Annotated in this window: 20 protein-coding genes; 7 read left to right on the forward strand and 13 right to left on the reverse strand. The window is 58.7% G+C overall.

Annotated features, from left to right (window positions below):
- Positions 1 to 153 precede the first annotated feature (153 nt).
- Genes NLU14_RS17265 through NLU14_RS17275 form a run of 3 tightly spaced genes read left to right on the forward strand, consistent with a single transcriptional unit; the run spans position 154 to position 2,694 of the window.
- Entirely contained in the window at positions 154 to 1,218 is a 1,065-nt protein-coding gene (locus tag NLU14_RS17265) for a phosphotransferase family protein (RefSeq protein WP_275708813.1), read from the forward strand.
- Entirely contained in the window at positions 1,218 to 1,907 is a 690-nt protein-coding gene (locus tag NLU14_RS17270) for a histidine phosphatase family protein (RefSeq protein ID WP_275708815.1), read from the forward strand. Before NLU14_RS17265 ends, NLU14_RS17270 begins: the two co-directional genes overlap by 1 nt.
- Positions 1,908 to 1,923: 16 nt before the next feature.
- Entirely contained in the window at positions 1,924 to 2,694 is a 771-nt protein-coding gene (locus NLU14_RS17275) for an SDR family oxidoreductase (RefSeq protein ID WP_275708817.1), read from the forward strand.
- Between the two features lie 157 nt (positions 2,695 to 2,851).
- Here NLU14_RS17275 and NLU14_RS17280 read toward each other — a convergent pair whose 3' ends face one another.
- The 3 genes from NLU14_RS17280 to dacB form a co-directional block, all read right to left on the reverse strand.
- The gene (locus tag NLU14_RS17280; RefSeq protein ID WP_275708819.1) at positions 2,852 to 3,667 is read right to left on the reverse strand and encodes an OmpA family protein; all 816 of its coding nucleotides are present in this window, start codon (positions 3,665 to 3,667) and stop codon (positions 2,852 to 2,854) included.
- A gap of 26 nt (positions 3,668 to 3,693) precedes the next feature.
- The gene (locus tag NLU14_RS17285) at positions 3,694 to 4,068 is read right to left on the reverse strand and encodes a DUF4398 domain-containing protein (protein WP_275708821.1); all 375 of its coding nucleotides are present in this window, start codon (positions 4,066 to 4,068) and stop codon (positions 3,694 to 3,696) included.
- A gap of 308 nt (positions 4,069 to 4,376) precedes the next feature.
- A complete protein-coding gene (gene dacB, locus NLU14_RS17290) occupies positions 4,377 to 5,966 on the reverse strand; it encodes a D-alanyl-D-alanine carboxypeptidase/D-alanyl-D-alanine endopeptidase (protein ID WP_275708824.1) in 1,590 nt (529 codons plus the stop codon).
- A 265-nt stretch (positions 5,967 to 6,231) separates the two neighbouring features.
- On the opposite strand from dacB, the gene NLU14_RS17295 reads away from it, so the two are divergent.
- A complete protein-coding gene (locus tag NLU14_RS17295) occupies positions 6,232 to 7,155 on the forward strand; it encodes an aldo/keto reductase (protein WP_275708826.1) in 924 nt (307 codons plus the stop codon).
- Positions 7,155 to 7,841, forward strand: a complete 687-nt coding sequence (locus NLU14_RS17300; protein WP_275708828.1) for a DUF6064 family protein — start codon at positions 7,155 to 7,157, stop codon at positions 7,839 to 7,841. Before NLU14_RS17295 ends, NLU14_RS17300 begins: the two co-directional genes overlap by 1 nt.
- Here the strand turns inward: NLU14_RS17300 and dkgB are convergent.
- On the reverse strand, positions 7,810 to 8,619 hold the full coding sequence (gene dkgB, locus NLU14_RS17305) for a 2,5-didehydrogluconate reductase DkgB (RefSeq protein ID WP_275708830.1): 810 nt from the start codon (positions 8,617 to 8,619) through the stop codon (positions 7,810 to 7,812). The two genes, NLU14_RS17300 and dkgB, sit on opposite strands and share 32 nt — an antisense overlap.
- 123 nt (positions 8,620 to 8,742) lie before the next feature.
- Between dkgB and NLU14_RS17310 the strand changes: the two genes are divergently transcribed.
- The gene (locus tag NLU14_RS17310; protein WP_275708832.1) at positions 8,743 to 9,156 is read left to right on the forward strand and encodes a GFA family protein; all 414 of its coding nucleotides are present in this window, start codon (positions 8,743 to 8,745) and stop codon (positions 9,154 to 9,156) included.
- 10 nt (positions 9,157 to 9,166) lie between these two features.
- Here the strand turns inward: NLU14_RS17310 and NLU14_RS17315 are convergent, their stop codons facing one another.
- The 8 genes from NLU14_RS17315 to NLU14_RS17350 form a co-directional block, all read right to left on the reverse strand.
- Positions 9,167 to 10,294, reverse strand: coding sequence for a PQQ-dependent sugar dehydrogenase (locus NLU14_RS17315; RefSeq protein WP_275708834.1), 1,128 nt, complete (start codon positions 10,292 to 10,294; stop codon positions 9,167 to 9,169).
- Between the two features lie 317 nt (positions 10,295 to 10,611).
- Complete coding sequence (fhuB, locus tag NLU14_RS17320) at positions 10,612 to 12,639, reverse strand: Fe(3+)-hydroxamate ABC transporter permease FhuB (protein WP_275708837.1); 2,028 nt, start codon at positions 12,637 to 12,639, stop codon at positions 10,612 to 10,614.
- On the reverse strand, positions 12,629 to 13,561 hold the full coding sequence (locus NLU14_RS17325) for an iron-siderophore ABC transporter substrate-binding protein (RefSeq protein WP_275708839.1): 933 nt from the start codon (positions 13,559 to 13,561) through the stop codon (positions 12,629 to 12,631). The genes fhuB and NLU14_RS17325 overlap by 11 nt, the downstream gene beginning before the upstream one ends.
- A complete protein-coding gene (locus tag NLU14_RS17330) occupies positions 13,551 to 14,324 on the reverse strand; it encodes an ABC transporter ATP-binding protein (protein ID WP_275708841.1) in 774 nt (257 codons plus the stop codon). Before NLU14_RS17330 ends, NLU14_RS17325 begins: the two co-directional genes overlap by 11 nt.
- A gap of 99 nt (positions 14,325 to 14,423) precedes the next feature.
- Positions 14,424 to 16,214 carry an ABC transporter ATP-binding protein gene (locus NLU14_RS17335; protein ID WP_275708843.1) on the reverse strand — a complete coding sequence of 597 codons (1,791 nt, stop codon included), beginning with the start codon at positions 16,212 to 16,214 and terminating at the stop codon, positions 14,424 to 14,426.
- Between the two features lie 119 nt (positions 16,215 to 16,333).
- Entirely contained in the window at positions 16,334 to 16,993 is a 660-nt protein-coding gene (locus tag NLU14_RS17340) for a NirD/YgiW/YdeI family stress tolerance protein (protein WP_275708845.1), read from the reverse strand.
- Between the two features lie 159 nt (positions 16,994 to 17,152).
- A complete protein-coding gene (locus NLU14_RS17345; protein ID WP_275708847.1) occupies positions 17,153 to 18,115 on the reverse strand; it encodes a hypothetical protein in 963 nt (320 codons plus the stop codon).
- Between the two features lie 73 nt (positions 18,116 to 18,188).
- Complete coding sequence (locus NLU14_RS17350; RefSeq protein ID WP_275708849.1) at positions 18,189 to 18,641, reverse strand: YaiI/YqxD family protein; 453 nt, start codon at positions 18,639 to 18,641, stop codon at positions 18,189 to 18,191.
- Positions 18,642 to 18,915: 274 nt separating this feature from the next.
- Here NLU14_RS17350 and NLU14_RS17355 point away from each other — a divergent pair, with 274 nt between their 5' ends.
- Positions 18,916 to 19,500 (forward strand): histidine phosphatase family protein, encoded by a 585-nt coding sequence (locus NLU14_RS17355; protein WP_275708851.1) that lies wholly within the window; start codon positions 18,916 to 18,918, stop codon positions 19,498 to 19,500.
- On the opposite strand, the gene NLU14_RS17360 is transcribed toward NLU14_RS17355, so the two are convergent.
- Positions 19,497 to 20,138: a tellurite resistance TerB family protein gene (locus NLU14_RS17360; protein ID WP_275708853.1), complete on the reverse strand. Its 642-nt coding sequence runs from the start codon at positions 20,136 to 20,138 to the stop codon at positions 19,497 to 19,499. The two genes, NLU14_RS17355 and NLU14_RS17360, sit on opposite strands and share 4 nt — an antisense overlap.
- Position 20,139: the final 1 nt, after the last annotated feature.

A 20,139-nucleotide genomic window follows, 5' to 3' on the forward strand; every position in this document is an offset into this window, starting at 1 on the left:
CCGTTTAACACAGAATCAGGAAGTAAGGGGGCAGGTCTTTCCAGAACCCTGCGGAGCCATGGATGGCGGAGCGGAGCGTACAGGGACGTATTTACAGCGTGTTCTGGAAAGACCTGCTCCCTTGCTGACGTCTGGATAGTAAAGGAGAGCTGAATGACCCAGATCGACCAGGCTGTTGATATCCGCGAAGGCGAAGAGCTGGATGTCGCGGCTGTTGACCGCTTCATGAAGCAGGCCATTCCGGACCTGGAAGGCCAGCCGGATATCAAGCAGTACCCCGGTGGTGCTTCCAACCTGACGTACCAGGTGGATTACGACGACCGTTCCTACGTGTTGCGTCGCCCGCCGTTCGGCCATATCGCCAAGTCCGCCCACGACATGCTGCGGGAAGCAAAGGTGATGCGGGCACTCAAGCCCGAGTTTCCCTACGTCCCCAACATCGTCGCCATCTGTGACGATCATGACGTACTGGGCTGCGATTTCTACGTGATGGAGCGACTCAAAGGCATCATCTTGCGTCAGGATTTCCCCAAGGACTTTGAGCTCAGCGAGGCGGATACCCGCAAACTGTGCCTGAACGTCATCGACAAGCTGGTGGATCTTCACAATGTCGACGCCAAGGCCACCGGTCTGGACAAGCTGGGCAAGGGCGCGGGTTATGTGCAGCGCCAGATTGGCGGCTGGAGTGACCGTTTCCGCAAGGCCAAAACCGATGACGTGGGCGATTTCGAAACCGTTATGGGCTGGCTGAACGACAAGATGCCTGACGATATTGCGCAGGTCGTTATTCACAACGACTACCGTTTCGATAACGTAGTTCTGAACCCGGACAACCCGTTTGAGGTTGTAGGTGTGCTGGACTGGGAAATGGCCACCATTGGTGACCCGCTGATGGACCTGGGCAACAGCCTGGCGTATTGGATCGAGGCAGACGATGAAGGCCCGTTCCAGATGTTGCGCCGGCAACCGACCCACCGCCCGGGCATGCTGACCCGCAAGGAAGTGGTCGCTTACTACGCCGAGAAATCCGGCCTGAAAATCGACAACTTCGACTTCTACGAAATCTATGGCCTGTTCCGGCTGGCGGTGATTGTTCAGCAGATCTATTACCGCTACTACCATGGCCAGACCAAGGACAAGCGTTTTGCTTCGTTTGGGCATGCCGCCAACTACCTGGAAAAGCGCTGCCAGCGACTGATTGAGGCGAGTGACCTGTAATGGCAACGATCTATCTGATTCGCCACGGGCAGGCCAGTTTCGGCAAGGAGAACTACGACCAGCTCTCGCCCCGTGGCTGGGAGCAGGGCCGTGTGCTGGGCCACTGGTTTGCCGGCAAAATAAAGCCCAGCGCCGTGTTCGGCGGCAATATGGAGCGCCATCGGGAAACTGTTGAAGCGATTGCCAGTGGTTACGGCGACACCCTACCGGATATGCAGGCCGTTGAGGGTTTCAACGAGTTTGACCATACCCAGTTGGTGGAATGTCTGCGCCCGGAATGGGCGGACCGTGAGCGTATGGCGCGGGACCTGGCTTCATTCCCCAAGCCCGCCCGAGCCTTTCAGCAGGTATTCGAGGAAGCCATGGTCCGCTGGGTCGGTGGCGAGCACGATGACGAATACGCCGAGTCGTGGGGCGATTTCCGCAACCGGGTGATCACATCCCTGGAGCGGCTGATCGAATACGCAGATGGCGGCGATACCCTGGTGTCCACTTCCGGCGGCCCCATTGCAGTTATGGCGCAACATCTGCTGCAGCTGAGTGATCGCAAAACACTGGACATGAATTCCGTCATTGCCAACACCAGCGTCACCCGCATCCTGCATTCAGGGGGCCGTCGCAGCCTCGCGGTGTTCAACAACTACAGTCACCTGGAAGCCGAAGACGCCTCCCTGGTGACCTTCCGATAACGAATTGAGGTGAAGAATGAGTAAACAAGACCTGTTTGACCTGAACGGCAAAGTAGCCCTGATTACCGGCGCCAGCCGTGGTATTGGTGAGAGCATTGCCCGTACCCTGGCCAACTACGGCGCCCACGTGATTGTCAGCAGCCGTAAGATCGATGGCTGTGAGGCCGTGGCCAGCAGCATTCGTGAAGCCGGCGGCAGCGCCGAGGCCTATGCCTGCCACATTGGTGAGATGGACCAGATTGAAGACATCTGGCGGCACATCGAATCTAAGCACGGCAAGCTGGATATCCTGGTGAACAACGCGGCAGCCAACCCCTATTTTGGCCCCATCGAAGACACAGACCTGGGCGCCTACCACAAGACCGTGGATGTGAACATTCGCGGCTATTTCTTCATGTGTGCACGGGGTGCGCAAATCATGAAGAAGAATGGTGGTGGTTCCATCATCAACGTCGCGTCGGTGAATGGTGTTAATCCGGGCCACTTCCAGGGCATCTACTCGGTGACCAAGGCGGCGGTGATCTCCATGACCAAATCCTTCGCCATGGAACTGGGGCAGCAGAAGGTGAGGGTGAATGCGTTGTTGCCGGGGCTGACTGATACCAAATTCGCCAGCGCCCTGACCAGCAACGAAGCCATCAAGAAGCAGGCCATGGCCCATATCCCCATGAAGCGGGTGGCAGACCCCGACGAAATGGCCGGCACAGTGCTTTACCTGGCTTCCGGTGCCTCCAGCTACACCACGGGCACCTGCATCAATGTGGATGGCGGCTACCTGACCATCTGAGCCGGGATTCCTGCTCGGAGGTAGCCAAACTGATCCATAAGGGATGAATAACGTATAACACGTCAGAATCAGGTGAAAGCGTTGATTCTTTGCATCTTTGAAAAAACTTGCCCCGGTTGAACCGGGGCTTTTTTTTGGGCAAGTGTCAGCCGGGCGATCAATTTTCCCGTGTTTCGATATTGCCCTCCTCATCAGAGATGACTATCTCAACACGGCGGTTTTGTTGTCGCCCGCCGGAGCTGTCGTTGCTGGCAACAGGGAACTGCTCACCGAACCCTTTTGTCTCCACGCGGCTTCTGCTGATGCCCATGTCTACCAGCGTATCGCGAACGGTTTGCGCCCGGCGTTCGGAAAGGCCCTGATTGTAAGAGGCCTCGCCGGTGCTGTCGGTGTAGCCTTCGACGCGTACCCGCCGGTTTTCATACTCATTCATGAACTCAGCCAGGCGTCTGACCGTTGACTCTCCGGAAGACTTCAGTTCTGCTCGATTCAGGTCGAACAGCACATCTCCGAGCGTCAATACCATTCCGCGATCGGTTTGCTCGGCCTGCATTGCCTCCATTTGCAGGCGAAGCTCTTTCGCTTCGCGCCTGGCCTGTTGTGCTTCATTGGCGCGCATCTGCAACTCCAACTCCTTGCGACGCTCTTCGGCGGAATCGATCTGCTGCTGCAGTTCGGCGTGTTTGCCTTGCTCGCCGGCGATTTGCGCATGCCGGTTGGCCAGGTAGGCTGCATGCTCAATCCTGACGATTTCAGCGCCCTCATCCAGCAGATTCTCCGCTCGTGTAAGTTCCTCCCTTGCGTCGCTCAGTTGGCGATCTCCGCTGCGGACAACGTCAGGGTCATTCTTGATTTCATCATAGGCAGCTCTGGCCTCGTCGACTTTCGCGTTGTCCTGAGGTGTACTGGCGCATCCGGCCATGAGTACGGAAAAGCTGACAGCAATGCCCAATGTCATGTTGCGCTTGTTCATAACGATCTCCTGTTTCCGTAGAGGCCTTACTGGCGCTGATCAACTTGCTGGCGAAGAGATTCAATGCTGTTATTGATCTCCTCCACCGCCTGTTTCGCCTTCGCGGTATCTGCCCTGGCACCTGCCAGTTGAGCATCAACCGATGCCTTCTCCAACTGTCTGCGTGCTTCGAGGTATTGTTCCTGCTCGATCAATTCCCTGGCGTCTGCAATCCGGTTTTGGGCCTCGTTCAGAAGTACAGGCTCGAATTCTCTGGCACCTGAGGACACGGCCTTTTCGACGGCAGATTCGGCTGATTGGAGCTTGCCGTCAGGGCGCTCGACGGAACTGGCGCAGCCACCGGCGAGAACAGCGATGCTGATGACGCCTGCAGCACCTAACATCGACGTATGCTTGTTCATGCATTTTCTCCTTCCACGAAAGAACGGGACCGATCATGTCCTGTTCGTATACTGGTTATGCTCACGGCTATGGAGGTTAGCAGGAGGATGCCGCAGCCCACATGAAGATCTGGAAAGGAATGGCACAACAGAGCGACGACAGGAGTGAGCAGCACTGGGCTGAAATCGGAGTGGACGATGGCAGCCCTGGCCGTAAGTCCTACTGATTGCTCCTGCGCCGTTTACGAAGCGGGCACGGCGAGTTTTGATCAGTGGGGTGAAAAAATTGTAACCGCCGAGGCGCAAAGCTACAGGCGTTTTATTGCGCCTCAGCGTATTTTGGTGCCGCTGGATTGTGCCTGGGAAAGGGTGGTTCCTGTCGGTGGCCGATAGTGAAGAGAGTAGATAATTCGATCCAGCACAGCCTGACCATTCCACGCCGGGTCGTTATTCACCATGCCGACAATGGCCCAGGTGGTATCGGTGTCATCGCGGGTGTAGCCGGCAATGGAGCGTACGTTCTCAAGGTAGCCGGTCTTGATGCGCCCTTTGCCATCCAGCCCGGAATTCTGTAGCCGTCTGGCCATGGTGCCGTCCATTGCAATCAATGGCATGGACGCCATCAGGTCCGAGGAGAAGGGACTGTTCCAGGCATGCTGGAGAATCTGGGCACCCTGGCGGGCAGTAATACGCCCGTCGCGGGTCAGGCCGGCCCCATTTTCAATAACCATGCCGGCAGTGTTAACACCCTTGTTCTGGAGCCACTCGTAGATCACCCGGATACCGGCGATGCGGTCATCCTCGTCGTCTTCCAAGCGGTGCTCGGCGCCAATGGTCAGCAGCAACTGGCGGGCCATCACATTGCTGCTCCACTTGTTGATGTCCCGGACCATGGTCACCAGATCCGGAGAGGTGGTTCTCAGCAACAGTCGGGCGTCGTCCGGTGTGTTGGCCAGCAGGCTCTTGCCGGTAACCTCGATGCCCATATCTGAAAGCAGCGACCGAATCAGCGACGCCGTATACTGTTCGTGGGGCAGAAGTGACAGGTAGGCCGTGGTTCGGCAGCCCTGGGGCAGTTCGCCAGTCACACGCACGGTGACCCGGTGATCCTCATGGAAAAACGGTTCCCAGGTAAAGCGCCTGCGTGCCGGACAGGGCCCCTCAGCGGTGGCCGTCACCCGGTTGTCAATAACCACGTCGTTCAGCGACGGCGCGCTCCAGGCTTGGGTTCCGCGCTCGTCCGCACGCACCTGAAAGTGTACCAGGTTCAGGTTGGTCAGGTACGGCGACGGCTTTACCAGGAACGGGGCATGAGGGTTGTCGCCGTTGTCGTCAAAAGTTGGCAGGCCGTTGGTCAGGCTGAACACGTCCCCGTCCAGTACCAGATTGCCATTGATAGCGCTGATGCCCATGCCGCGCAGTTCATTCAGGGTGCTCCAGAGCCGCTCAATGGTCAGCTTCGGATCTCCGCCCATATCGACGTAGAAGTTGCCATTGAGGGTGTCGCCAACAAGCTCGCCGTCGGTGTAGAAGTTGGTATTCCAGTGATAGGTAGGCCCCAGGATCTCCAGCGCGGCGTAGGTGGTGATCAGTTTGATAATGGAGCCCGGGCTCATCAAGGCATCGGCGTTTATGTATTGCTCGATGCCCGGTCCGTTCAGGGGGATGGCCGCCATGCTCAGCGCATGCTCATCGTTCAGGGATTCGGTGGCGTAATCCCGCACCTGGTTGCTCCAGGTTTTATTGGATGTGCCCGTTATACCGTGATCATTCCCAGGCTCGGAAGAGAATGCGCAGGCAGACCCGAAAGACAGGGCTGCGGTCACGGTGGCAACCAGCACACGTCGCGCCATTCGACCATGCCGGCGGATAGTTCCCTTGGAGGATGTGTTCAGGTGGCTTCGTGCCGTTAGCAACATGGTGCAGCGCTCATCAAATACAAGTGCATTAACAATAGCCCATATTTCGGGCTCATACTATGTGAAAAGCCTCTACATGACGTTAAAAAATGCCAGTAGGGTCGTTGTTTATATTGCGTTTTTGTTAAGGGATGTAAGCTCTCATACTAATCAACAGGTTAGCTTTTGCACAACCTTAGGCGTTACGATCAGTACACGGCACGGAACCCGAACACCCACTGGTTCGTAACCAGAACAGGTCGTGAATACACGTACCGGAGGCAGCATGGCAACTGAGCTCACCCGAAGAAAATTCCTGATGGCATTGGCGGCTACCGGTCTTTCACTGCGCCTCCCATCACTGATGGCTGCCTCTACTGGGGAAACGATAACGCGGACCATCCCTTCCTCCGGCGAAACGCTGCCGGCGATTGGTATGGGAACCTGGCGCACCTTCAATGTGGGTGGCGACCAGTACCTGATTGACCAGCGCACCGATGTGCTGAAGACCTTTTTCGACCTGGGCGGCACCCTGGTGGATTCATCGCCCATGTATGGTTCCGCAGCCGAGGTGATGGGTGAAGCGCTGGACACGCTGAATGCCCGTGACAAACTGTTCTCCGCCACCAAGATATGGACCGGAGATGGCGACGCTACCCGGGAGCAGGACCGGGCCTCGCGCAGAAAGTGGGGCATTGAGCGCTTTGACCTGCAACAGGTTCACAATCTGGTCGCCTGGCAGGCACACCTGGAGACGTTGCAGCAAATGAAGGCCAACGGCGAAGTGCGCTATGTTGGTATCACTACCTCCCATGGTCGCAGGCACGGGGATTTCGAGCGGATTATGGAAGCCGAACCGCTGGATTTCGTTCAGTTGACCTATAACGTACTGGACCGGGAAGCAGAGGAGAGATTGTTGCCGCTGGCAAGGGAGCGCGGTATCGCTGTTATTGTAAACCGGCCGTTCCAGGGCGGTAGCCTGTTCCAGCGCTTTCAGTCCGAGCCCCTGCCATCCTGGGCCGGCGAGGCAGGCTGTGGCAACTGGGCGGAGTTTTTCCTGAAGTTCATCCTGTCCCATCCGGCGGTAACCTGTGCCATTCCAGCCACAACCAAGGTGGAACATATGAAGGAGAACATGGGCGCAATGGTTGGCCCGCTACCGGATGAGCAACAACGCTCCCAAATGGCCGACTACGTCGCCGGGCTGTGATGGACTCCAACTGGCTCAGCTACTCCCTGTCGGACTTCCTGATGTTCGGCCCCGAGGTATTTCTGCGTCTCTTTGTCCGCATCAACCAGGATATCTGGCCCTGGCAGGGCATTGCCGTGATCATGGTGGTGGCCATCGGAGCCCTGCTGGTACGTGGGGATATCCTGGCAAGGCGGGGAATCCTGCTGCTGATGGCCGCTGCCTGGCTTTGGAGCGGGGCCGGCTTCCTGATGGAGTACTACGGGCCAGTGAATTTACCGGCCACCTGGTTCGGCTGGGCCTTTGTGCTTCAGGGGGCGTTGCTGACCGTGGTTGCTCTGGTCTGGCGTTGGGATACGGTGGCTGAACAGTCAGCCATGGCACGCTGGTCATCCGGGATTGGCTGGGTGGTGATTATGGGGCTGTCGCCACTGCTGACGGTTGCGCAATCAGGAAACTGGCACTCCGTGGCTCTGTTTGCGGTCACACCCCACGTGACCGCGTTGGGGGCAGTACCCTGCATGCTGGTGTTGCCCAGGCGGATACGCTGGCTGTTTCTGCTGCTACCGTTGGTATGGGGTCTGTTCAGCGTGGCAACGCTCTGGACGCTCGGCACCAGGGTGCTGGTTGTCATCCCGGCCGCCACGCTGGCTCTGGCGGTTCTGGCGTTGCTGTTCAGTCCCAGGCGGGCGCAAAATCGGGGTTAGCGATTCGCTCGCCACGGTCCAGCTTGTCTATCTCCGCGATCTCTTCAGCGCTGAGGGTGATGTTGAGCGCGTCCAGATTGGCCATCTGGTGCTTTGGCCGGGTTGAGGACGGAATCGGTACCACCCCACGGGAAGCCACCCAGGCGATGGCAATCTGCGCCGCCGATGCATTGTGCTGCCGGCCGATACGAGCCAGTGTCTCGTCTTCCATGACCTTGCCCACTGCCAGGGGCATGTAGCCGGTCACGGTAATACCCAGTTTCTGGGCATGCTCCACCACCTCACGATTGGCCAGGAAAGGGTGCACCTCCACCTGATTGGTGAAAATCGGCGTGTCACCGAATATCTCCTTTGCCTGGTCCATCTGGGCGCAGGTGAAGTTGGACAGCCCGATATGGGTTGTCAGTCCTTCACGTTGAGCATCCCTCAACGCCCCCAGATATTCTGCCATGGGTACTTCATCACCCGGTGAAGGCCAGTGGATCAGGGCAAGGTCAACATGGTCTGTTTTAAGGCGGGTCAGGCTGTCATGCAGGCTGTTGATCAGGTCGCTGCGCTTAAGCTGGTCATGCCAGACTTTAGTGGTCAGGAAGATCTCACGACGAGGGATGCCGCTGGAGGTAATGCCATCGCCCACTTCAGCCTCGTTTTCGTAGATCTGGGCTGTATCGATATGGCGGTAGCCGAGGGAAAGGGCGCTTTTGACCGCGTCTCTTGCGTCATTGCCCTTCAGGCGAAAAGTGCCCATACCGATTTCCGGAAGTGTGCTGAATGCCATAGTGTCCTCCTTTGCGAACGCTGTGACTGATATGTGGTGCCCGCCTGCTGGTTCTTCAAGTGGCTGGTGGTTATCATACCGCCCTTCGGAACACCACAAGCGAAAGTTGGTTGAGGTCAAATTATGCTGACAGGGCAATGCCTGTGTGGCGATATCAAACTGGAATACGACGGCCCCCTGGGGCCCATTGCCCTGTGTCACTGCAGCCAGTGTCGCCGTGCCCACGGCAGCGCGTTCTCCGCCAGTGCGCCACTGCAAAAGATCCACACCCGTTTTACGGCGGGTGAAGAGCTGATCCGTGAATACGAGTCCCGCCCGGGAAAGTATCGCGGGTTCTGCCCACGCTGCGGAAGCCAACTCTACAGCCGGGTGGATGCCATTCCTGGTATTTTGCGCCTGCGGGTGGGTGTGATCAATGAACCTCTGGAAAAGGGCCCGGCCTCACACGTTTACGTTGGCTCCAAGTCTGACTGGTATACCATCACCGATGATATCCCGCAGTTTGAGAAAACCGAAAGGGCCAACGACCCGCACTAGCCCACAGACACTATTCCACTGGTACTATCCGGTAAACCTTGCCGTTATCGGCATCCGTCAGCAGCCATAAAGCGCCGTCGGGGCCCATGCGCACATCGCGGATGCGCGCCCCGAGGTCTTCCAGTAGATCCTCTTCCTCTTTCACCTCTTCGTTCTCAATGTTCAGGCGCACCAGCTTTTGCATTTTCAGTGCCCCCACGAACAGGTCACCCCGCCATTCGGGAAACTTATCACCGGTGTAGAAGGCCATGCCGGATGGCGCAATGGACGGATCCCAGTAATGCAGCGGGTCGGTCACGCCCTCCATGGTGGTCTTGTCGGTGATGGGTATCCCTGAATAGTCGATGCCGTAGGTCACGTCTGGCCACCCGTAGTTGTTGCCCGCGCGGATGATGTTGATTTCGTCGCCACCCCTGGGGCCATGTTCGTGGCTCCAGATCTCACCGGTCTCCGGGTGAATCGTCATGCCCTGGATGTTGCGGTTGCCGTAGGTAAAGAAGGTATCGTTCACGGACGGGTCATCGAGAAAGGGATTGCCCGGCGCGGGCTCCCCGTCGACCGTCAGCCGGTGAACACCGCCGGCATCGTCGTCAGTGGCCTGGGCGCGGTCCATCTCGCCCCGGTCGCCCACGGCAATGTACAGGTTGCCCTCGCTGTCAAACTCCATGCGCCCGGCAAAGTGGCGGCTGGTGTCACCACGGGGCAGGGCCTCGAAAATAACCTCAACGTCCGATAGCCGGTTACCGTCCAGTATCGCCCGGGCTACCCGGGTGGTCATGCCCTCACGGCTTTTTTTGTGGGCGTAACTCAGGAACAGGGTGCGGTTGTTTTCGAAATCCGGGTGCAGGATCACGTCCAGCAGGCCACCCTGGCCTGATACCACCAGCTCGGGTACACCGGCAATGGGCTCTTCCTGAAGCTTGCCATTCTCGATGCGGCGCAACCGGCCTTCACGTTCGGTCACCAGTTGGGAGCCGCCAGGGAGGAAGGCCAGGCTCCAGGGATGTTCCAGGCCCTCGGCGACCGTTTCCAGGCGAAAGTCAGTTTTGTCGGAACTGAAGATCTGGCCTGAGGCAAAGCCCGTGGTTGCCACGCCAGCCAGGGCCAGGGACGTCAGGATTCTGCCGATTCGGTTCATGGGATGTTCTCTCCGTTCGGAATATCTGCCAAGGCATATGCTATGGCTGCAGTCTAGCAGTCAGCACGAAGGGAAGGGCGAACAGTATCAGAATATCCCATTACCAAAATGTTAATGAGAACTATTAACATTTGTCGATTTGTGGTGTAGATTGTAGTTACCGGCATCAACGGGAACTATCGTCAATCAATGTAGACAAGGAGGCGTGCAATGACCCCCGAAGAAGAAGCGATCGAAGGACTGAAACTGGCGGCCGGCTCTGGTGTGTTTATTCTGGTACTGGCCAGCATTCTCTTGCTCTGGTAACGGGACCATCACTACTTGCCGTGGCGGCTTAATCCCCACAGGAAGTAAACGCCGCCGACCAGGGCTGCCAGCAAGCCTGCGGGCAGCTGGTTGGGAAAGACTACAATTCGGGACAGGTAATCCGCTACCGCAAGCAGAAGCCCACCCACCAACGCTGCCACAATCAATTGCCGGCCCACGGTCTGCTGCCCCAACACCCTTGCCAGGTGTGGTGCAATCAGCCCAACAAAACTCAGCGGGCCAATCACCACCGTAGCCGAGGCAGTAAGCACCGCTGCCAGCATCAGCAGTAGCAGGCGGGCCCTGACAACCGGTAACCCGAGGGAGGAGGCAGAGGTTTCGCCCAACGGCAGGATGGTCAGCGGCCGTACGATCAGCAACAGCAGGGCACAGATCAGCACGATAAAGCCCATCAGGCCGAAAGCCTCATTTTCGGAGACCAGCCAGGTGGAGCCGTACATCCAGTTCAACAGTTGTGACGCCACGGTGCCGCCGGAGGCCATCACCAATCGCAACCCGGCATCCATAAACACATACAGGGCCAGGCCGCCGAGCAGGAGCTGGTTGCCGGCAAACCGGTGTTTGCGGGCCAGCAGAAGCAGAAGCCCGAGGGCACCGGCGGCCCCAAGGGTGGCTGCGCCCAACTGGCCAAGTCGGCTAACCTCAGTACCCGAGAGCACAAGCAACACCATAACCAACGCGGCCCCACCGCTGATGCCCAGCATTTCCGGGCTGCCCATGGGGTTACCTGTCATCCTCTGAATCAGCGTGCCGGCCAGCCCCAGTGCAACGCCGGCAAGCATCGCCGCCAACATCCGCGGGCCGCGCCAGACCCAGGCCTGGTCCCATTGCGTAACGGAGGTCCAGTTCCAGCCATCCAGCCCCGGAGCCCAGCCCATGGAGACAATCAGGGTGATTGCCAGTAGGGCGGTAACCGCGCCACTCACAAGCAACGGTGACCGGCGATTGGGCATAAAGTCGCCCGGATTGGACGCCTGGCCCGGCATGTGGTGGGTGTTTCTGAAACCTTGCAGGGCCATCAGGATGACCGGGCCGCCGATCAGCGCGGTGGTGGTCCCCGTGGGTACCAGCGAGCCGTCGCCCCAGGTGGATGCCCAGTGCGCCAGGGTGTCTGCCAGTAACAGTAAACCGCCACCCATGAGTGTGCTCCACAGCAGGCGGCTGGCCAGTGTGCGGGCGCCCAGAAGGCGGGCCAGTACCGGTGCCGCCAGGCCCACAAAGGCCACCACGCCAACCCGGCTGACCACGGTAGCCGTCATCAGCACCACCAGGAACAGCGCCAGTGCACGGACAAGCCCAACCTTTGCGCCCAGCGAACTGGCGGAAGACTGCCCCAGTTGCAGCACCTGCAAGGGCCGCATCAGCAGCAACATCAGGATGGCAATCACCAGCACCTTGGGCCACAGGTCCATAAACGGGCCCCAGTTATTCTGTACCAGAGAACCGGCGCCCCAGATAAAGAGATTGCCCAGCCACTCGCCTTTCAGCAGCAGGAACGCCATGTTCATGGCGCCCAGGAAGAAGGTGATGACCAGCCCGGCGAGGATGACCGTAACGGGCGAGAAACCCAGCCGCCAGGTCAGGGCAATCACCATTCCAATGGCCAGCAGCCCGCCGCCAATCGCGACCAGGTCCGGGCTGAAGGCCAGCAGGCCGGGCGCGAACAGCGTGGCAACGGTGACGCCGAACTGGCCGCCGGCTTCCACGCCAAGGGTGGTGGGTGAGGCCAGTGGGTTGCCAAGAACCTGTTGTGTAACGGCGCCGGCAAGCCCTAACCCACAACCGATCAGGATGGCGATGGACACGCGGGGTGCCCAGCTGAAGTGGGCCAGTACCGAGGAATAATCGTCCGGATTAAACGTCCAGAAGACGGACACCAGGGCGCCGACGTTGAGTTCACCAAGCCACGGGGTCGCGCTGGCAAACAGGGCACCGAACCATAGAATAATCGCCGCCACGGGAAGCCTGGCTGGAATGACAGGGCGGGAAACCAGTGGGCTCGAAGCATCAGCGTACATTGTCTGAACCCCCTTCCAGCAGGCTGTCCGTCAGCATGGTCGCCAGGCGTTTCACCGGGTAAACACCGCCGAATGGCCAGATGGCGCCAATTTCGTACACCTGGTTGCGCTTGACCGCCGGCAGGTAAGTCCAGAACGGGCTGTTGGCCAGGGTGTCTGCAAGCCCGGGGAGGGTCGGGGCAATGACCACAATGCGGCTGTCTTCGTAGGGGGCAATGGATTCCAGCCCGACGACAGAAAAGCCCCAGAAATTGCCTTCCCGGGGCCAGGCGTTTTCCAGCCCGAGGGCGTTCAGGGCGCTTTGGTACAGACCATTGGGGGCATAAATCCGCACGTGGCGGTCATCCATGAAATTGACCAGTGCCACCGGCCTGTCTGTCATGCCGGCTTCTTCAAGCCGGTGGCGCTGGGTTTCCAGGGTGGCGTCGATGTCTGCCAGAATCGACTCGGCGCGGGCTTCGCGACCCAGCATCTCGCCCAGGGTGGTCAGCATCTCACTGGCTTTTTCGAAGGGTTGTCTGCCTTCTGCGTACACACTGATCACGTAGGTAGGGGCTATACGCTCCAGCAGTTTTGCGGCGGGTGCCATTTCCGCACTGGTGACGATCAGGTCCGGTTTCAGTTCGGCAATGGCTTCCAGGCTGGGAGCCACACGGGTGCCAACATTGGGAACGCTGTCTGGAAGCTCCGGTTCATTCACCCACACATCGTAGCCGTCGCGGTCGGCCACGCCCACGGGTGTCACACCCAGCAACAGCAGGGCTTCGGTGGCCGCCCAGTTCAGAGCGACAACCCGTTCAGGCATTTCATCAAGGGTGAGGGTGCCGCCTTCGTGCTGCCAGGTTTCCGCGTTGGCCTGCAAAGACAGGGCGCTGACGATCAGTAGAGCGACCAGGGCTCTGACAGAAGGCCTAATGCACATACGAGACCCACTGGCCCGGCGCTCGCTCCATCACTCCCATGGGGACACCGTAGATGGATTCCAGAACCCCGGAGTCCATGATGTCATGCGGGGTGCCGTCCGCGATCAAGCGGCCGGCCTTGAGGGCTACCAAGCGGTCGCAGAAACGTGCGGCCAAGTCTACATCGTGCAGTACCACGATTACGGTCAGTTCCCGTTCTTCCGCCAGGCGGTGTACCAGGCGCAGGGTTTCCACCTGGTGTTTCACATCCAGCGCGGAAATCGGCTCATCAAGAAGCAGGCAGCGGGTTTGCTGCGCCAGCAGCATGGCAATCCAGGCACGTTGACGTTCGCCCCCTGAAAGAGTGTCGACGGAGCGATGCTGGAAGGGATTGAGTCCGGTGTCGGCAATGGCCTGGTCGATAAGCCGGTGGTCTTCACTGTTGTAGCGGCCGAGCGGCCCGCGCCAGGGATACCGGCCAAGGGCGACGAGTTCCCGTACCGTGAGGCCGTCCGTGCCCGGCGGGTGCTGGGGCAGGTACCCGACTGTACGGGCAAATTGTCGCGCTCCGGTGGTGCGGAATGAGCTGCCAAGCAGGCTGGCATTGCCGGAAGAGGGCGATAGCTGGCGGGCCAGCACTTTCAACAACGTGGATTTGCCGGAGCCATTGTGACCCAGCAGGGCGGTAACCTCGCCTTCACGAAACTCGATGTTGATATTGTGAAGGATGGCAGCGTCACCGATGTGCACGCCCAGGCTGGATACTTCGAAGAACGCAGACATGCAGGCTCCCGTAATTCTGAGGGCCTGCAGAATAATCTAAATGCGAATTACTATCAATATTTGCATGGGGATAGTAGGAGTGAAGGGTGCCGGCCGGCTTTATGCCTGGCCGGTCTGGACCCTCCACTGGGCGGAGTAGGGGCCGTTGTTCTCCAACAGCTCTTCATGGCGGCCGAACTCCAGAATGCGGCCACCCTCCACCACGGCGATGGTATCCGCATCCACGATCGTAGACAGCCGGTGGGCGATCATGATCACGGTACGATTGTGCCCGATCCGCTTCAGCGAACGCTGGATCGCCGCCTCGGTTTCGTTGTCCACGGCGCTGGTGGCTTCGTCGAGCACCAGGATGGGCGGGTCCTTCAGCAGTGCGCGGGCCAGGGAAAGGCGCTGGCGCTGGCCGCCGGAAAGCCTTACCCCGCGCTCGCCCACGGCCGTGGATAGCCCCTCGGGAAGAGCTTCAATAAAGGACAGTGCCTCAGCGGTTTTCGCGGCCTCAATGATCTGTTCGTCACTGGCACCGGGGGAACCGTAAGCGAGATTGTCACGGATGCTGCCCTCGAACAGATACACGTCCTGGCTGACCAGCCCGATGGCTTCCCGCAGGGATTTCAGGCTGACGGACTGAATGGGCTGGCCGTCGATAAGGATCTGGCCGCCGGTGGGGTCATAAAAACGCAGCAATAGCTTGATCAGCGTGGACTTGCCGGAACCGGTGGCGCCAACCAGCGCCAGGGTGTTTCCGGCCGGTACCTGAACAGAAATGTTGTCGATACCGGCGCCGCTGGAAGGATAGTGAAAGCTCACATCCTCGAAGCTAACTTCCCCTTTCACTGGCTGCTCCAGCGTAGCGCTTGAATCATCCCGAACGTGTACCGGTTCGGCCAGCAGGTCGAGAATACGGCGGGTGCTGGCCATGGCCCGTTCAAACAGGTCGATCACTTCCGCAAGGCCGGTCAGGGGCCACAGCAGGCGCTGGGTGAGGAAGACCAGTACGCCGTAGGCACCAACGTTCAGCGTACCTTCCAGGGCCATCATGCCGCCCACCGTAAAGGTGGCCAGGAAGCCGGCCAGGATTGCCATACGGATGACCGGGATAAACGCGGAACTGATGCGGATAGCCCTGCGGTTGGCATCCACATACGCCTCGCTGCTGGCTTTCAGGCGCTCCGCTTCGCGCTGCTCGGCGGTGAAACTCTTGATGGTGGCGATACCACCCAGGTTGTTGGCCAGGCGGCTGGACAGGTCACCCACCTTTTCACGGACATCCGCGTACAGCGGGCCGGCTTTGCGCTGGAAGTAGAAGGCACCCCAGATAATCAGCGGAATCGGCGAGAACGCCAGCAGCGCAATAAGGGGTGACAGTACAAAGAACACCGCTCCAACGGCTACCACGGTAACCACTACCTGAATCATGGCGTTGGCGCCGCCATCCAGGAAACGCTCAAGCTGGTTGACGTCGTCGTTCATGGTGGCAACCAGCTGGCCGGAGCTGCGGGCCTCAAAGAAACTCATGTCCAGCTTCTGGGCGTGCTCGTAAGCATCCTGCCGCAGGTCGGACTGTAGGCGCTGGGCCAGGTTGCGCCAGAGGATCTGGAAGAGGTACTCGAATATGGATTCGCCCGCCCAGATGAAAAAAGTAAGGACAGCAAGAATGGTGATCTGCTCCTGGGCGGTATCGAAGCCCAGGCCGGCAACAAAACTTTCTTCCTTGTTCACCACCACATCAATGGCGATACCGATCAGGATTTCCGGCGCAATGTCGAAAAGCTTGTTGATAATGGAACAGGTGGTGGCTGCAATGATCTGGCGCCTGTAACCGCGGGCATACCTCAGCAAGCGGCCAAGGGCGGAAAAACTGCTGGTGGTATGAGGGGAAGGGTCAGTCATGATTCGCTCCGCTTGCGCCAGAAAGCGGCAAGGGTAGCGGATTTGTTCTCCGGTTCAAAGAGAATCATTATCACAAAACCCCGCTAAAACGCGGGGCTTTGTGATTAAAGCGCGGGCAGTCAGGAGCTATCCTCCCTGTCGTCGTCGAGCGTGACAACGCTTTCCGCCATCAGTTCCTGCTTTTCGAAGGTGTCGTACTCAGTGTTACCGGTGACTGTTACAAAGTCGCCTTTGTCGATATTTTGATAACCCTCGTCGTCCATCGGGTTATACGACATGAAAGTCGTATCCACCTTCATCTGCTGTGCGGCGGAGTCAATCGTGAACTCCCGCCCGTCAACGGATTCAACGGTACCCGTTATGGTCAGGTCACCAACATCAACAGGTACGGTTGGTGTGACGTCGAGATCGTTGAAGTTTTCTTCGTCTTTGGCACTTGCGAAGAAGTATGTGCCGAGGTTTTCAACATAGACACTGCTGGCTTCGATTTTCGTGTTTTCGAAGGTGTCATCATCCACTTCGCCGTAGACAGTTACCTTGTCTCCGGAGAGGATCTCGCCATCTTCTTCATACCAGTCCCAATCATCCATTTCTACGGTGACAAGTCCGCCGCCGTAGTCCAGCTTGAATGTTTCGGCGGCCGTGCTGGTTACGGTGCCACTCAGGGTAATCCACGACCCATCTGATTGAAGGTATGGGGACTCCGTGGCGGCAAGCACTGCCGTTGGTGCTGCAACCAACGCTGACGAAATGGCGAGCGAAAGTGCAGTACGTTTCATCGTCAGACCTCCTTACACTTATTGTTGGGTGCCTGATGAATGTATGGATATGGTAATGAGTGAACTTTTTGCCATACCCATCGCCTCACTACCACTGTGTGCTCGAAGGCTTGAAAATAAAGGGCCATTTAAGTTTGTTAATGTTCCGGTAATTACCTGCTACAGAATTTCCACGCCCTCACACTTGTAGCGGCCGACCAATGTGTCTTCCTGCAGAACCTCACCGTCCAGATTGAAAGAGAATAGCCACGTCTCGGTGTGGTCTCCAATTTCAACACTCTTCAGGCCCACGCATTCGTTGGGGTAGCCCGGAATGACCTTGAACGAGGATATTCCTCGTTCCGGCACGCGTTCGCCGATTGTGAGAGTGCGTATATTGCTGAAACCCTCATCCGCAATGATCAGGGTATTGGCCCCGCGTTCCCGCTCGTCGACCGGCTCGTCGAAGGGTTCCGTTGAAATCTTGCGCGGGAAGAACAGCCACTCCTTGCGATAGGGGTGCCATTCCGCGGCCTCATGAATCACGTAGCCGTCCGGGCCCACGGCCAGGGTATCCCGGATACGCTGGTAATGCTCCCGCCAATCGACGCTTCTCAGCCCGTAGTGGCGGTCGAGTACCTTGATCCACTCTTCCTGGGGCTTTTTGCCGTGGCTGCCGACAATCATGTCTTCACCTTTGAGGGTAGCCCACTCGCTTTTGAAGCCCTTGAACTTCTCGTCACCGCTGCCGGTCATCAGGATGTGTCTGGGAATAAGCTGGTTCTCATTGCGGATTTCGCACACCAGGCCCGTACGGTCGTCGAAGGTGACCAGCCGCTTGCCAAACTGGACCAGTTCGGAGAATTCCGCACCACGGCCGCCTTCGGCTATCAGGCTGATCAACTGGTGTTCGCCGCCTTCTTCCTCCGGGATCTCTTCCAGGCGATAGCTGACTTTGCCGGTGTCCGGATGCACGTCACGATAGAGCTTGTCGTAGCGGAGGGTGGACTTCCAGGCGGTCTGGCCGTCCTCCAGTTCTACCTGGGAGGCGTGGTCCTCGTCGGTGATGATGGCGAGGGTGTATTCACTGGTTCCCGGCGCGTAGCGTTCGAGGCGGGCCAAATCGGCGGGTTTCTGGTTCATGATGATCCTCCCGGCGTTGGATGGGCTTTCCCGTACCTTGGATGATGGTTCCGTTGATTGCCAGCCCTGCCAATTAACGTTTCTTATTCTGTTGCAGCCAGCGGTCCAGCTTGTCGGCGAATTCCTTGCGGTCGGTCTGGCTGAAGGGCGCGGGGCCGCCCGTCACCTGGCCGGCGTTGCGCATTTCCTCCATGAAGTTGCGCATGGCCAGGCGCTGGCGGATATTTTCTTTGGTGAAGGCCTGGCCACGGGGGTTGAACACATCAGCGCCTTTTTCGATGGCTTCGGCCGCCAGGGGGATGTCCTGGGTGATGACCAGGTCGCCTTTTACCATCTGGTCCATAATGTCGTTGTCAGCCACATCAAAGCCCTGGGGCACCTGGCGGCGCTTGATGTAGGGGCTTGGGGGCAGGTTGATGGCGTGGTTGGCAATGAAGGTGGTATCTACCTGCCAGCGGGTGGCGGCGCGGCAGATGATTTCCCGGATGGGGACAGGGCAGGCGTCGGCGTCGACCCAGATTGGCATGGCGGGTTCCTTCTTGGTTCGGTTCTTGATGGAGTTTACCTTTTGTTTTTGTGAGCCTGGAAGAGGTGATCCGCGTATTGTTTTCTGGGTCTTCAGGTTTGGCGGGCGGCGCTATTGGGAGGGGCTTTCCAAAAAACGCTACGAGCACATCCCTGTGCGCTTGATTCCGGCCATCCATGGCCTCCAACATTTTTGGAAAGCCCCTCCCAATGGCTCGAGCGTACTACGGAGTAATCGCCGCGGAGTGAGTTACGGGAAGAGGATATAAGAGCTTATGAAAAGAAACAGTGTTTCAACAGTCCTCTTCGCTCTGGTTCTGGGCCTGGTTCCCTTTTTCGCTGGGACTGCGCACGCCAATGAATCAGAAGCTTGGGAGGCCCTCCGGGAAGGACGGGCGGTTCTGATGCTACGTCACGCCCTGGCGCCGGGAACGGGAGACCCCGCTAACTTTGACGTGGACGACTGCTCAACACAGCGAAACCTGAACGACACTGGCCGGCAGCAGGCGCGGGCGTGGAAGCCATTTCTGGCGGAGCAGGGTATTGATAAGGCGCGGGTGTTCAGCAGCCAGTGGTGCCGTTGCCTGGATACCGCACGGGAAATGGATGTGGGGCCGGTGGAGGAAATGCAGTCGCTGAACTCATTTTTCGGCAACCGCGGCTACGAGGCGATGCAAACATCGCAGACGATTGCGATTGTGAATGAGCTGGAACCCGGCCCTCCGGTTATCCTGGTGTCTCACCAGGTGAATATTACGGCACTGGCGGATGTATTCCCCTCGTCGAGCGAGGGGGTAGTGATGGCACTGCCGTTGTCTGAAAACCCAACCATACTGGCGCGGGTATCGCCGGAAAACTAGCCGTTCGCGTTCAGTACCTGGTGCTCCAGTTCGGCAGCCAGGGGTGGCTCCAGTTTCAGGGCACTGGCCAGTTGGTCCAGCCAGGCGCGCTCCATGGGGTTCTGGTCGTCAATCATGGCCACGCTGACCACGTAGATTTCCCGGCTGGCCTGGGGTGAATCTGCGTTGCGGGCCAGGGCGTTGGCGTCCAGTGGGGCGTCGAACTGCTGCTGGATCCAGGCATGGAGCTCGTCGTCCGGGCCCAGGTTTTCGATTTCCTGTGTCAGCATCGCGCGCTCATTGCCATCAACGTGGCCATCGGCGCGGGCCGCCATGATCATGGCCTGGAGTATTTCCAGCCCCCGCTGTTCCTGGGCGCTGCCTTGCAGTTGCTCCAACGGTTGGCCTTCCTGGATGTTGTTCCCCGGCGCCGCAGCCTGGGTGGCCGATTGCGACTGGTAATTCTGGTAGGCCTTCCACGCCAGCACACCAACGCCAGCGAGGGCGCCGTACTTCAGTGCCGTGCCGCCCATTTTGCGCCCACGCTTCGACCCCACCATCATCCCCAGGGCACCGCCACCGAGCAGGCTTTTAACATCAATGCCGCCGCTGCCGGAGGCCTGCTTCATCAACTGATTGAGAATGTTCATGGCGTTCATC

The organism is Marinobacter iranensis, assembly GCF_029207565.1.
GTDB classification, from domain to species: domain Bacteria; phylum Pseudomonadota; class Gammaproteobacteria; order Pseudomonadales; family Oleiphilaceae; genus Marinobacter; species Marinobacter iranensis.